This is a genomic window from Cyanobacteria bacterium FACHB-DQ100, from assembly GCA_014695195.1.
Classification (GTDB): Bacteria; Cyanobacteriota; Cyanobacteriia; order Leptolyngbyales; family Leptolyngbyaceae; genus Leptolyngbya.
In genome coordinates this window covers 1-13930 of the sequence record JACJNW010000004.1, presented here as the reverse complement: position 1 = coordinate 13930, position 13930 = coordinate 1, and the positions used below count along the sequence as shown (strand labels likewise).

Sequence of the window (13930 nt, the reverse complement as noted above, 5' to 3'; positions counted from 1 at the left end):
GGGGCATGAATGAGAGAGGTAGAGGGAAATGCCATACTTATGAGTATGCAGGATACTTTTAGGTGAACAGCCAGAGGTAGCAATTTACTCAGGGCTTCAACCCTAAGATGACCTTAGCAGGGCTACTAAAGAGTTGTGGCACAGAAACTCTGGCAATGCTTCTCGTAGCGAAGACAGGCACTAATTAGCGACAATTCTCCCTGTTCAGACTCAAAGCTAAACTCTAGTAGAGACAAGCTGCACACGTTTGATGACATCAATTCGCCACCACGACTAAATAAAAAGTCACTGTACAAAATTGCTACATAAAATTGAGCAACGCTTGAATGTTCAAGGATCACTATGCTTATTTTTGAACATACATGGTTAAGTTGATACTGCCTTTAAAAGGTAACCTTTCGACTCTAAATTAAAGGCAATCGCACGGCAAAGGTACTTCCTTTGCCCAAATCAGTGTTTACTTGAATACTGCCGTGATGAGACTCTGAGATTGCTTTTGCAATTGCCAACCCTAATCCAGCTCCTCCAGTTTGACGAGAGCGATCAGAACTCACTCGATAGAAGCGATCGAAAATACGGGACTGGTCTTCTCGGGCAATGCCAATGCCAGCGTCTTTTACCTGAATGAGAGCATGAGTGTCCTCTCGCCTTACAATCACTGTTACCACTCCACCGGCAGGCGTGTAGTGCAAGGCATTGACGATGAGGTTAGAGAATAAGCGACTCAATTGATTTTCATCACCCATAACATACAACGGCTCTTTAACTCTGTACTGCGTTGTTAACTGGATGGGAGCTGCAATCTTTAACATGGATAAGCTTTCCACTAAATCGTGAACTAGGTCATTTATGCAACAGGGCTGATGTTTCTCTGCCAGCGTTCTTTGATCCATTCGCGAGAGCAGTAAAAGATCCTGTACTAGGTGTGCTAGTCGATTGTTTTGACGATCCACGACACTGAATGCTCCCTGCATTTCCTCCATTGGGAGATCCACCACACCCTGGACAGACTCAATAGTAGCGCGGATAGTGGCAATAGGAGTGCGCAGTTCGTGAGCCGCATCAGCGGTAAATTGTTGCATCTGTTGATAGGACTGGTAGACGGGGCGAATGGCAAGTCCTGCTAACCACCATCCTGCCCCCGCAACAAGCAGCATGGCAAGCGGTAGCCCAACAGCAAGCAGTAGCCGCAGCATGGTGAGATGATCGTCATATTCTTTTAGCGATCGCCCAATCTGCATGTAGCCCCAAGCAGATCCGGTGGCAGTTTTTAGTAGTAGCGTGGTTTGGCGACAGCGCGTTCCACTCCCATCGTGCAACGTAGTCCAACCTTCTTTAGTAACTGGAGGTGGTAAGCTGGCAGGTTGCTTGTCCAAACTTGCTAAAAGTTGCCCAGATTGGGTAAAAAAGCGCACGTAATAGTTGTCTTCTTGAACAATGCCAAGAATATGCCGCTTTTGAGCGTCATTTGAGCAATCTGTTCCTATCAGACATAGCCTTGGGAGGGCTTGTCTAATCGCAGGCTCAAGCCGGTTGGGTTGCTTTAACTTCGGTTCTAAAGAGTCGTGCAGTGTTCCTGAAATGGACTCTAGTTCCTGCTCGACGGCGTGCCAATGAGCGGCTGATAACAACTGGTAAGTAATTAGTCCGCTGACGCTTAAGATTAATCCCATGACCCCAGCGTAACAGCCTGCAAGCTGAATACGAGTGCGGTTAAATAGCTTATTTTGACGCATGAGGAACGTTGAATCGATAGCCGATTCCATGAATCGTTTCAATGAGACCGTCACACCCGACTTCTGCAAGCTTACGCCGTAGCAACCGAATTTGGGCAGCGATCGCGTTGCTGGTTGGTTCTGCACCCACTTCCCAGAGTTGATTCATGATTTGATGGCTTGTCACCACTTGACTAGGATGTCTCATAAAGTATTCCAGTGTCTGAAATTCCTTTGCAGTCAAAGAAATAGGAATTTGGTGCCCATCGAGGGGTTGCCAGCAAACGGTGTGGGCACCGTAGTCGAGAATGAGATTGCCGACTTGGAGTTGTTGGGGGTGAAGTTCGGGCGATCGTCGTTGTAGCGCCCGCAGTCGCGCCAACAGTTCTGCCATGCCAAAGGGCTTCACTAGGTAATCATCGGCTCCGGCATCGAGTCCGGCTACTTTATCTTCCATGCGATCTCTGGCAGTCAGGAGCAGAATGGGGAGTGGATTGTTTTGACAGCGGAGCCGCTTGCACAACTCTACCCCGGATAGTCCAGGTAGCATCCAATCTAAAATGGCTAAGGTATAGTGAACATCGGAGTTGTCGAGATACGCCCAAGCTGTGCTGCCATCTTGCACCCAGTCCACCACATACTTCTCCCGACTTAAAACACGATGAATCGCGGTGCCTAAATCAGGTTCATCTTCCACCAGTAACACTCGCATGAGATCGCTTGATAGATAACTCTACCTATGTAATATGGCTGTGAATCAGAGGGGTGATCAAAACACCTTAAGCAAAATCAAATACCAATCAGTATTAGTGCTTGAAGCTGAAGCGCCCATTCACTTTTTCTCCGCTAATGTCTGAGAGAATAACAGCCTTGTATTCTCCTGGCGTGGCGCTGGGTAAGATTGCTGTATAGTGCTTATCGCTTGCGTCGTACTTCATATCTAACGATTTCTGACTGCCATCAGGCAATTGAACTTGAGCTGTTACCTTTGCATTGGGAATTGGTTCATGATTGTCGCCTTTCTGTAAGAAAAAGTCGATGTGAGTCTGCGCTGCCTCTTTTTTCGATACAAGTTCCAGATGATAGGGTCCTGATTCAATCACCTGTCCGCCTTGCCTACCGTGATTCCCATCAGATGTAGATTTAGCGGGACTGCCAGCAGGGGGAGAAGGTTGAGTTTCCGCAGAAGGAGCAGGGCTACTGGTTGAATTAGTTGCTTGGTTGCCGCTGCTACAAGCGCCTAAGAATAGTAGCCCGATCGCTGAAATCGCTGTTACATTCATTTTCAATTGCATGATGTTTCTCCTTGTTAATAAACAAAACTGTTGGCTTTAGACCGTTAAGCCTCTCCTTGAAGATGCCTCATCTCTGGTTGAGAGACCTTGCCGTTCTCAACAATTAATCGTTTCGGAAATAGGTACTTGCCGAACCTGGCGTAGAGCGCAGGTAATATCAGCAGCGTCAGAGCTGTAGAGGTAAAAAGTCCACCCAGAACAACGATCGATAAGGGTTGCAAAAGCTCTTTTCCGGGTCCGCCAGCGATGACTAGGGGCGCTAACCCTAATGCAGAAGTAAACGCTGTCATAAGGATAGCGTTGAGCCGTTCCATCGACCCTTGAATCAGGAGATCTTTCAACGGCATCCCGGCAACAAACTTGGTGTTGTAGTTGTCTACCAGCAGCAACCCATTTCGGGTTGCAACGCCAAACAGCGTGACAAATCCCACCAGCGAGGCGATCGACAAGATGCCTCCTGTAAGTGCCACTGCAATCACACCCCCCACGAGGGCTAGAGGTAGGTTAATCATGATCATGGCGGTGGATGCAACCGATTTCACCGAGAGATACATGATGATGGTGATGATGACAAAGGCGATCGCGCTGAAAAGCAAAATATTTTGGGATGCCCGCTCTTCGGCTTCAAATTGCCCAGCATACTGGATGTAATATCCGGGCGGAGTTTGAACTTGCTGCTTGACCTTTGCCTGAATATCGCTCACTACCGATCGCAAATCTCTACCCTGCGCATTGGCAGCCACCACAATCAAGCGAGAAACATTTTCACGGTTAATTGTGTTTGGACCTGTACCGTCCTGAACGGTTGCCACCTGTGCCAACGGAATTTTTTTGCCGCTGGGCGTATCAATCACTAAATTACCGATGGTATCCACCCCTTGACGCGCTTCAGGCTTTAACCACACCACTAGGTCAAAGGTTTGCTGCTGCTCTAGAACTTGCGAAACCACCCGTCCATTTAATGCCGTCTCAATCGTTTCTGAAAGTTGCCCAATCGTTAATCCATACCGGGCAGCAGCAACACGATCAAACTGAACCTGAATCTGTTCCACTGGAATCTGGGGTTCTAGTTGGAGATCGACCACGCCTTCAACCGATTGCATGGCATCATTAACTTGCTGTCCTAGGATGCGAAGTTGTTCCAGTTCAGGACCGAAGATTTTAACGGCAATAGCGCTTCTGACCCCTGACAGCACTTCGTCCATGCGGTGAGAAATGAAGCCGCCTACGTTAGGTGCTGCCCCTGGCACTTTACTAAACTCCTCCCGCAATAGCTCTACGCTAGCTTTACGGTCTTTCATCCCCGTCTCGCTCAACTCCACATCCAGGTGAGTCAGATTCACCCCTGCGGCATCGGCATCTCCCGCCGCTCGTCCAGAACGCACTTGAATGCTTTGAAAGCTGGGATTATCCTTCAGCTTATGTTCCAGCACCGATGCGGCGCTATTTGTGGCTTCCAACGATGAGCCAGGATACAGCAGTAGCGTATTGACCAGCGATTGCTCCTGAAATTCCGGTAAAAAGATTCGTCCAAACGACGGAACAACGATCGCTGCCGCTACTAAACTTGCGCCTGCGATACCTAAAATAATGGTCGAGCGGCGCATTGAAAACCTGAGCAGTGGTAGATAAAGTCTTTTGAAGAATCGAGCGACCCAAGGTTCTCGCTCAGGTAGACGACCGTAGGGCAGTAAAATTGCACATAAAGCAGGGGTAACGGTCAAGGCAACGACGCTAGATGCCAGCACTGCCGCCAAGTAGCCCAGCCCCATTGGGATAAAAATGCTGCCTTCTACACCCGTGAGCGCAAAGATGGGCGAGAAGACGACGATCGTAATGATAGTGGCTCCAAATACGGAATCTCGAACTTCTTGACAACCCTCAAACACTACCTCTAAAACGGGGCGGGGATTGGGAGAATATTTATTTTCTCGCAGGCAGCGATAGACATTTTCGGCATCTACGATCGCATCGTCCACAGCAGACCCGATGGCAACTGCCAAGCCGCCTAGGGTCATAGTATTTAGCCCTTGTCCTAGCCAGTTGAGCGCTAGCACCCCAATCAATAAAGACAGAGGTAGAGCCGCCAAACATACCGCTAAGTTGCGCCAATTCATCAAGAATGGAATCAAGATTAAGGCAACGATAATGCTGCCTTCAACTAATGCTTCCCGCACATTGTCGATCGAGGCATCAATGTAGGTTTCTTGGCGAAACGTCGTGGCAACCTGAATATCTTCTGGCAATCCTGCTTTTACCTCAGCCATCGCGGCTTCAACGGCACGAGTGACCGTGGGTGTGTCGGCTTGCGGCTGCTTATTGACGATCGCAACGACTGCTTTCTGAGCGTTAACGCTGGCATCCCCACGCTTCACGGCTGCGCCAATTTTGACCTCGGCGACGTCTGTAATCCTAACGGGTGTTCCATTGCGAGCCGTAATGACCGATTGCTTCAACGCTTCAATATCCTCGATTCGCCCGATGCCCCGAATCAGTTTTTCGCGATCAGGCGTAATTAAATAACCACCTGGCGCATTCACATTTGCCGCTGCCACTGCTTCTGATACTTGTTGCAACGACACATTGAAGGCTTGTAGCTTTTCGGGCGCAACGAGAACTTGATATTGCCGCACATCGCCACCAAACACGATAACTTGCGTGACTCCCGGCACTGCCAGCAGGCGATTGGTGACCTGCCAATCGACAATGCGCCGCACTTCCATTAAGTCGGTTGTTTTAGAGGTAAAGGAGTAAGTGACAATTGTGCCAATGGGTGAGCTGATGGGAGCAATTTGTGGAGTCTCAATCCCTTCTGGAAGTTTACTTTGAGCAGACTGTAACCGTTCGGTCACTAGCTGCCGGGCTTGATAGATATCGGTGCCCCAGTTAAAAACCACTCGCACTACTGAAATACTGGCTGCACTCGAAGACCGCACTGCACTCACCCCTGGTGTGCCATTAATTGCGCTTTCAATGGGGAGTGTCACCAAAGATTCCACTTCTTCGGGTGCAAGGCCTGGCGCTTCGGTTTGAATTTCAACCTGCGGTGGTGCAAAGGTAGGAAATACATCCAGCGGCATCTGAATGATAGTGCGGAAGATCCAAATAGTGATGACGATCGCCCCTAGAATCACGAGCCATCGGCGAGCGATCGCCCATTGAATGATGGAACTTAGCATGACGGTGTACCTAGCGCGGTTGGTGAGGATGATGATCACCCTCTGACTTCAAAGCAGGCGTTGGCGGGTGGGCGTCATAATCAGTTAGGCACAAGCCATCGAGAGACTCATGGCTTGTGTGCCCATTGGGGAATGGAACGAATGCTTTGCGACGGCGACGATTCGCCCATAGCATTCCAGCCCCAAAAGTACCTGCCATAACTGCTCCTCCAATAGGAATTCCAATCCATAAAGGAATCGAAGGCTGTGGGTTAGAGGCTGATGCAGAATTTGCCTTCTCGTGATCATCGGCTGGCCTGCCGCCTCGTAGCGATTGAGCATATAACTGATTAGCGCGTTGGGTGACAATGCGATCGCCATCAAACAACCCGGACTTGACCTCGACCAATTCACCTGTGTCTCTACCTAATGTGACTTCTGTCGGTTGAAACGCGGTGCCATTTTGCACAAATACAATTGTCTTTTTATCGTTTGTGGTGACCAGTGCTGATTTTGGAACTGCTAACAAGGCAGCGGGAGTCCGATCAGTTAACACTTCCAATTCAGCAAACATCCCTGGTTTGAGCACCCCATTCGGATTGTCTAGTTGCGCTTTTACAGGCACGATGCGGGTTTCATCTTCGACGACTGATCCAACCACACTGATGCGTCCTTGAAACGTACGCTCGGGCAAGCTGGCAACTTTTATCTGGACTTGCTGCCCAGTCTGAATACGATCGAGGTCTTTCTCATAGATGTTGGCGCTCACCTGGACACTGCTGCCGTTAATAATCGTCATCACCTTCTTGCCTGCGTTCTCGCCCGATTCGCCCGTAGTAGTTTCACGATCGGCAACGGTGCCTGAAATCGGAGCCGTTATGGTGATTGTGCCATCCTGGTTTGCACTTGCACCCAGTTGCCTCAGGCGAGCCTGATAGGTTTCTTCACTCAGTTGCACTCGTGATTGAGCGACTTGTACAGCCGATTCAGCTCGTCGTAGTTGTGCCGATGCCTCTGAAACCTCTAAGCGGCTTTCAGCTTTGGTGAGAGCCGCTTTTGCTTCTGCCAGTTTGGTTTCCGATTCTAGAAAGCTGCGTCGGGGGAGGGCACCACTGCTAGCCAGTTCCCGGTCTTTGTCGAATCGCTCCTGAGCAAAGTTCAGTTGGGTTCGGGTTTGAGCGACGTCTGTTGCTGCGATTTTTTGTTGTTGAGCGAAGTTTTGCTGTGCCAGTTGCAAATCAGCTTGTGCTTGCTGGGTAGAGCCGATCGCCTCTGATCGGCGGTCTAAGGCAACCGTACGCAGTTCTGCCAATTCTGGGCTAGTCATGATGGCCACGGCCTGACCCGCGCTCACCTTATCTCCCGGTTGAACAAGTAGCTGCGTCACCGTTCCTCTGACTGGAGTGGTCACTTCAACCTGTTGGTTGGGGAGAGATTCAATTTGTCCAGTGGTTTTAATGCCAAAGGCCAAGCGTTGACGCGATACAGATTCGACTTTTAAGCCCAATTGTTTCATCGTTTCCGCATCGACTTCAATGGCATCTGCCGATTGAGCTGAATGGCTTCCTCCCTGAAATTCGTTGCCGTGCCCAGGATGAGCAAAAATGCGAATTGGAGTTGCTAGGAGCAACAACATTAGCAGGGAGACTGTCACCTGCGCAGTCGATCGTTGAGGGAGATAAGTCATTAGCGGCTTCCTTCGCATAGCACTCAATTACCAGCGTTTCACAGAGTAATGAAACCAACGTGAAATCTTGCAGCCAGACCTATTGCTTGTACCAGGCTTGTTTCCACTGCTGCATTTGCTTAATTTCAGCATTCTGAGAGGCAATGATTTCTTGCGCCAGCTGTTTGATTTCAGGGCGTTTCGACTTGTTCAAAGCCTCCTGCGCCATCACGACTGCACCGTCGTGATGCGGAATCATGGCGTTGAGAAACCGCAGATCAAACTGATCATCTGCCGCACCCAAATTCATGTTCATCATCATGCCTTTCATCTGATCTTGAGACATAGGCATGGAACGACCCGTTTTTGGATTGTAAGCGACTGGCTTTGCACTGGCTTTGGGATACCAAGCCTGCCGCCATTGCTTCATCTGGCTGATTTCTTTGTCTTGAGCTTTGATGATGTCAGCCGCCAGCTTTTGGATTTCAGGACGCTTGGATTTCTGCTGTGCTTCTTTTGCCATTTCGACGGCTCCTTGATGATGGGGAGTCATAGCATCGATAAACCGCGGATCAAATTCGGCGTCGGCTGGTCCCAGATCCATCGCCATGCTGCCCATGTTGCCGTGGTTCATATTACTGTGATCCATGCCTCGCATTGAGCCAGCATCAGTCGCAGCAGGACTGGGGGCTTGGGCTTGGTTTTGAGCAGAGGTGGAGCAGGCATTCAGAAAACTACTGGTGGCGATTGCTCCAAGTGTGAGAGCTAGAAAACCTGTTTTTGCGAAGAAGTTGCGTGACATCTGTTTGTTGTACCTCAGATAAGGGGTCAAAAAAGTGATGTTGTTATTCTGGATGCTCCAGCTGGCTGGAGTGTCAACCAGTCAAATTTTCCAAATCTAGAACCCTGCAAAGGCGCGAGTTGATGGCAGATCAGCACATCTCTTCGAAATATTGCACAGAATTATGAAATCAGAATGAAATCGCTTTCGCTCAAAAGTGCGATTTTATCTTTCGGGGGAGAGGCGTAATTGCTTCAATGCAACTTTAGGGTGAAGCCTAGAAAGCCAACAGGTTCTGGTTCTTAGTTCTCATGAGGCAAACTATGATTTCAATGCAATCTCACCAATCCCTACTTGAAACCTGCATTGAGGCTTGTTTTGACTGTCTACGAGATTGAAAGAACTGCGCCACTGCTTGCTTAGACAGTGACATGGTGCAAATGATGGCTCAATGCATTAAGTTGTGCCGCGACTGTGCCGATACGTGCGACATCTGCGACCGTTTTATGGCTCGCAATTCTGACCTTCATGCCCAATTATGCGGAGTGTGTGCGGAAGCGTGCGACCGCTGTGCCGCTGAGTGCGAGAAGCATGACCATGACCACTGTAAGCGCTGTGCCGAGTCTTGTCGTCGCTGTGCCCAATCCTGCCGTCAGATGGCAGCAGCAATGGCGTAAAACTCATTCACCGACGATGGCAAAATTCTTCAACCGCTCTTTACAAGCAGAATAGTTGAAGAATTTTGCATGATTTAAGCTTTGCAAGATACTTGTAAAGTTTCTGTTGTTATCCCCTTGATTCTCCAGCTTGCTAGACACTCCAAGATGGGATCAGTTGCACATCAAGAGGATTTAGATCATGACACTTCAACTCACTGTTCCTAACATGGCTTGTTCCGCCTGTAGCGAAACCATTACTCAAGCCGTAAAGGCAATTGATCCAACTGCTACGGTTCATGCTGATCCTAAAACAAAGCTTGTCAACGTTGAAACTCAAACCTCTGAGTCTGTCATTAAACAGGCCATTATCGATGCAGGCTATACAGTTGCAGAGGAGTAGCTCACCATGGAAGATACGACTCTTAAATTGCGAGGCATGAGTTGTGCCTCCTGCGCCAATAACATTGAAGATGCAATTCGCTCTGTACCCGGAGTAGAAGCGTGCAGCGTTAACTTTGGGGCTGAACAAGCTGCTGTCACCTATGATCCTGGCAAAACCGATGTAGCTGAAATTCAGGAAGCAGTTGATGCTGCTGGATACTCGGCTCAGCCTCTACAAGATAACGTACTAGCGCCTGAAGATGATGCAGATCGACGAGTACGACAAGCGGAGCATCGTGAGTTGACCCATAGAGTTGGGGTCAGCGGCATTATCAGTGCAGTTTTGGTGATTGGTTCGCTTCCTGCGATGACAGGTCTATCGATTCCCCTGCTTCCCATGTGGCTACATCATCCCTGGCTTCAGTTTGTGCTGACGGCTCCAGTACTGTTTTGGGCAGGTAGCTCTTTCTTCGTGAATGCTTGGAAAGCTTTAAAGCGCCATACGGCGACGATGGACACGTTGGTAGCAGTTGGAACCGGCACAGCCTATCTCTACTCTCTCTTTCCTACCTTCTTTCCACAATGGTTTATTGCTCAAGGACTGAATCCAGATGTCTACTTTGAGGCAGCATCCGTGATTATTACACTCCTTCTGCTGGGTCGATTGCTCGAAGGTCGTGCCAAAGGACAAACTTTGGACGCGATTCGTAAGCTGAGCGGCTTACAGGCAAGAACAGCGCGAGTGATTCGTCAAGGACGAGAAATCGATTTACCGATCGCCCAAGTCGTTGTTGGAGATGTAATTCTCGTTCGTCCGGGTGAAAAAATTCCGGTGGATGGAGAGATTATTGAGGGTCGCTCAACGATCGACGAGGCAATGGTGACGGGTGAAAGTGTGCCTGTGACCAAGCAAATTGGCGATGAAGTGATTGGAGCCACCTTAAACAAAACCGGCAGCTTCAAGTTCCGCGCCACACGGGTTGGAAAGGATACCTTTCTCGCTCAGATCGTGAAACTGGTGCAACAAGCGCAAGGCTCAAAAGCCCCAATTCAACGGTTAGCGGATCAAGTGACCGGATGGTTTGTGCCTGCGGTGATTGCGATTGCGATCTCAACATTCATTCTCTGGTACAACGTCATGGGTAATGTGACAATGGCGCTGATTACAACAGTTGGCGTGTTGATTATTGCCTGTCCTTGTGCGTTAGGGTTAGCGACACCCACCTCGATTATGGTGGGAACGGGCAAAGGGGCAGAAAATGGCATCTTGATCAAAGGTGCAGAAAGTCTAGAACTCGCGCACAAATTACAAACGATCGTGCTGGATAAAACCGGAACGATTACCCAAGGCAAACCGACCGTCACCGATTTTGTCACCGTTCGAGGCACTGCCGATCACAATGAATTGAATCTACTGCGCATAGCTGCCTCCATTGAACGCAACTCTGAGCATCCCCTAGCTGAAGCTGTGGTTCAGTATGCTCAGGCTCAGGGTGCAATCTTAGCTGACGCACAGGAGTTTAATGCTGTTGCAGGCAGCGGGGTGCAGGGTTATGTCTCAGATCAATGGATTCAGATCGGAACCCATCGCTGGATGACTGAACTCAACATTGAGACTCGCCCGCTTCAGCAGCAGTGGGATCAGCTCGAATCGCTGGGCAAAACCGTGATCTGGATTGCAGTTGATGGCAAAGCGGAAGCGATCATGGGTATTGCAGATGCAGTCAAACCTTCGTCGGTCGCAGCAATTCGAGCTTTGCAAAAGCTTGGATTAGAAGTCGTGATGCTGACCGGAGACAATCGCCGTACCGCAGATGTGATTGCGCGAGAAGTCAATATCCAAAGAGTATTTGCGGAGGTTCGCCCGGATCAAAAAGCCGCCACGGTTGAAACGCTTCAACGCGAAGGAAAAGTCGTGGCAATGGTGGGGGATGGCATCAATGATGCGCCTGCTTTAGCACAAGCTGATGTGGGGATGGCGATCGGGACCGGAACTGATGTTGCGATCGCAGCCAGCGACATTACGTTGATCTCTGGTGACTTACGGAGCATTGTGACTGCGATCCAACTCAGCCGTGCGACCATCCGCAATATTCAGCAGAATCTGTTCTTTGCGTTTATCTACAATGTGGCAGGGATTCCAATTGCCGCAGGCATTCTCTACCCACTGTTTGGCTGGTTGCTGAGTCCAATTATTGCTGGAGCCGCAATGGCATTTAGTTCAGTTTCAGTGGTGACGAATGCCTTACGGCTGCGAAACTTTCAGCCCAAACCATTGAGTTAATTCAACTGATGTAAGAGGACAAGAAAATGCTTAAAAAAGCAACATTTTGGGGGACATTAGCAGGATTGGGATTTCTCCTTGGTGCAATCTCTGGGGCGGTTGCGGCTGAACCCAGAATGAGCGAGATGGATAACCATCCTGCGTCTGATGCCAGTCAATTTCAACGCATTGAGCAACCCTTGAGCAATAAGGTCGCTGTTACACTCGGTGGAATAGGGCTCATTGGTCTAGAGTTGTGGTGGTTTTTGCTCAGTAAACCTAAATCCCGGCAAGCAAAGGCAGAAGGCGATATTCAGGAAGCAACCATTACGGTTGATGGCGGATATGAACCGAGTCAAATTGTTGTACAAGCAGGACAGCCGGTGCGATTACAGTTTGATCGCAAAGACCCAAGTAGCTGTCTAGAAGAAGTTCGTTTTCCTGATTTTCGTATTGCTCAATCTTTGCCACTGAATCAAACGACCGCGATTGAGTTTCTGCCAAATAAACCGGGTCGCTACGAATTTACTTGTGGCATGAATATGTTTCGCGGTGTCGTTGAAGCACAGTCTACGGATACTGCAACGAGAAACACACCTCCATCAACTTCTAAGCAAGCCTATCAACTGGATCAAAGCGTTCTTCATGCCAACCAAGCTGATTATCACGCTCACCATGTGCCACCTTCAACAGAGAGTCTTGAAGCCAGCATGACCAAAGCGGGAGTTCAGGACGTTACCGTAACAGTTGCAAAAGGATATGAACCCAAGCGAGTGATCGTTGAAGTCGGCGCTCCAGTCCGGTTGCACCTTCAGCGCATCAATCCCAGTAGTTGCTACGACCAATTTCTGATCCCAGCATTTGACATTGCAGTTGATCTAGAACTAGATACAACAACTGAGGTTGAATTTATGCCGAAGCAGCCGGGTGAGTATGAGTTTATGTGTGGCATGAAGATGAATCGTGGGGTCATTGAGGTGAGACCTAGGTACTCATCCTAGGCAATTAATTAATCCCACGCCCAAAACTGCTCAGTAGCAAGGCAGTACAACCCTTTGGAAAAACAGAAAAAATTCGTTACTTTCACGAGTGCGAGATCGCTTGACTCTCTACTTGGCTGGAGAGTTTAAGCTAGAAATCAGCAATAGATGTTCAGTGGAGGTCCGCATGTTGTCTTACGAGCGACCCAAGCAGATTGGTCCCATTGCCAAAGAAAGTGGGGTTCCTATCAAAACCATCCGGTATTACGAAGAATTAGGGTTATTGCAGGCGGTTGGCAGAACCGAAGGAGGATACCGCTTGTTTGGTTCCGATGTGTTTACTCGATTGAGCTTCATTAAACGGGCTCAAAGCCTTGGATTAAGCCTGGCAGAAATCAAAGAGTTTTTAGCCGTGCATGATCAAGGTGAGCTACCGTGTGATCATGTGCGAGTCAAATTGCAGGACAAGATTTCCGACATTGATCGTCAAATTCAGCAGCTCCAAATTCTGAAATCAGAACTCCAAGGGTTGCTTTCTGAGTCAGCCATTCTAGAGAATTCTGATACCCTCATTTGTCCCATCATTCAATGAGGTCAGTCCTCCTGATTTCCTTTTAGTTTTTCATCTGCACCCTGTGCACCCTGTTTAGTACTCCCTATGTGTTTTAGGGAGTGCTTTTTGCTGACAGTTAAGTATTTCCTAATCGGTTCAAAAAACTTTCTCCTATCTATTGACTCTCCGGTTAGGTAGAGACTCTAAAGTGATTTTAGTTTGAATACGGCAATGGATGAGAAAGACGAAAAATAGTTGTACTTCTCATGTTTGCAATTTTGTTGCAATTTGAACGCAGATAAAGACTCTAGGTTAACGACAGAGCGTATTGTCAGGTTAACCGGAACGTAGAATAATCGTACTAGCTCAACTTTAAGAACGACTGCTTGCCCATGTACTCCCGTCATCGCTTCCCTGGTGAAATTATTAGCTACTGCGTTTGGCTGTATTACACCTTTCCGTTGAGCTACCGGGACAGT

Annotated in this window: 11 protein-coding genes and 1 pseudogene; 6 read left to right on the top strand and 6 right to left on the bottom strand. The window is 48.8% G+C overall.

Going from position 1 to position 13930, the window contains the following annotated elements:
- Window positions 1-404: 404 nt before the first annotated feature.
- The 6 genes from H6F51_00300 to H6F51_00275 all read right to left on the bottom strand — a co-directional run bounded on the left by H6F51_00300 (window position 405) and on the right by H6F51_00275 (window position 8636).
- The gene (locus H6F51_00300) at window positions 405-1736 is read right to left on the bottom strand and encodes a two-component sensor histidine kinase (GenBank protein MBD1820966.1); all 1332 of its coding nucleotides are present in this window, start codon (window positions 1734-1736) and stop codon (window positions 405-407) included.
- Window positions 1723-2427, bottom strand: coding sequence for a response regulator transcription factor (locus H6F51_00295; protein MBD1820965.1), 705 nt, complete (start codon window positions 2425-2427; stop codon window positions 1723-1725). The genes H6F51_00300 and H6F51_00295 overlap by 14 nt, the downstream gene beginning before the upstream one ends.
- Window positions 2428-2521: 94 nt before the next feature.
- Window positions 2522-3010, bottom strand: coding sequence for a hypothetical protein (locus H6F51_00290; protein ID MBD1820964.1), 489 nt, complete (start codon window positions 3008-3010; stop codon window positions 2522-2524).
- A 44-nt stretch (window positions 3011-3054) separates the two neighbouring features.
- Entirely contained in the window at window positions 3055-6189 is a 3135-nt protein-coding gene (locus tag H6F51_00285; protein MBD1820963.1) for an efflux RND transporter permease subunit, read from the bottom strand.
- A 10-nt stretch (window positions 6190-6199) separates the two neighbouring features.
- A complete protein-coding gene (locus H6F51_00280) occupies window positions 6200-7855 on the bottom strand; it encodes an efflux RND transporter periplasmic adaptor subunit (GenBank protein ID MBD1820962.1) in 1656 nt (551 codons plus the stop codon).
- A 79-nt stretch (window positions 7856-7934) separates the two neighbouring features.
- A complete protein-coding gene (locus tag H6F51_00275; protein ID MBD1820961.1) occupies window positions 7935-8636 on the bottom strand; it encodes a DUF305 domain-containing protein in 702 nt (233 codons plus the stop codon).
- Between the two features lie 302 nt (window positions 8637-8938).
- Between H6F51_00275 and H6F51_00270 the strand changes: the two are divergent.
- The 6 genes and pseudogenes from H6F51_00270 to H6F51_00245 form a co-directional block, all read left to right on the top strand.
- Window positions 8939-9292 (top strand): annotated as a pseudogene (locus tag H6F51_00270) (four-helix bundle copper-binding protein).
- Between the two features lie 181 nt (window positions 9293-9473).
- On the top strand, window positions 9474-9674 hold the full coding sequence (locus tag H6F51_00265) for a heavy-metal-associated domain-containing protein (protein MBD1820960.1): 201 nt from the start codon (window positions 9474-9476) through the stop codon (window positions 9672-9674).
- A 6-nt stretch (window positions 9675-9680) separates the two neighbouring features.
- Window positions 9681-11939 carry a copper-translocating P-type ATPase gene (locus tag H6F51_00260; GenBank protein MBD1820959.1) on the top strand — a complete coding sequence of 753 codons (2259 nt, stop codon included), beginning with the start codon at window positions 9681-9683 and terminating at the stop codon, window positions 11937-11939.
- Between the two features lie 26 nt (window positions 11940-11965).
- Window positions 11966-12919, top strand: a complete 954-nt coding sequence (locus H6F51_00255; GenBank protein ID MBD1820958.1) for a cupredoxin domain-containing protein — start codon at window positions 11966-11968, stop codon at window positions 12917-12919.
- Between the two features lie 166 nt (window positions 12920-13085).
- The gene (locus H6F51_00250; protein MBD1820957.1) at window positions 13086-13490 is read left to right on the top strand and encodes a heavy metal-responsive transcriptional regulator; all 405 of its coding nucleotides are present in this window, start codon (window positions 13086-13088) and stop codon (window positions 13488-13490) included.
- Window positions 13491-13843: 353 nt separating this feature from the next.
- A partial coding sequence (locus tag H6F51_00245) for an IS6 family transposase (GenBank protein MBD1820956.1) occupies window positions 13844-13930 on the top strand: 87 nt, incomplete at its 3' end.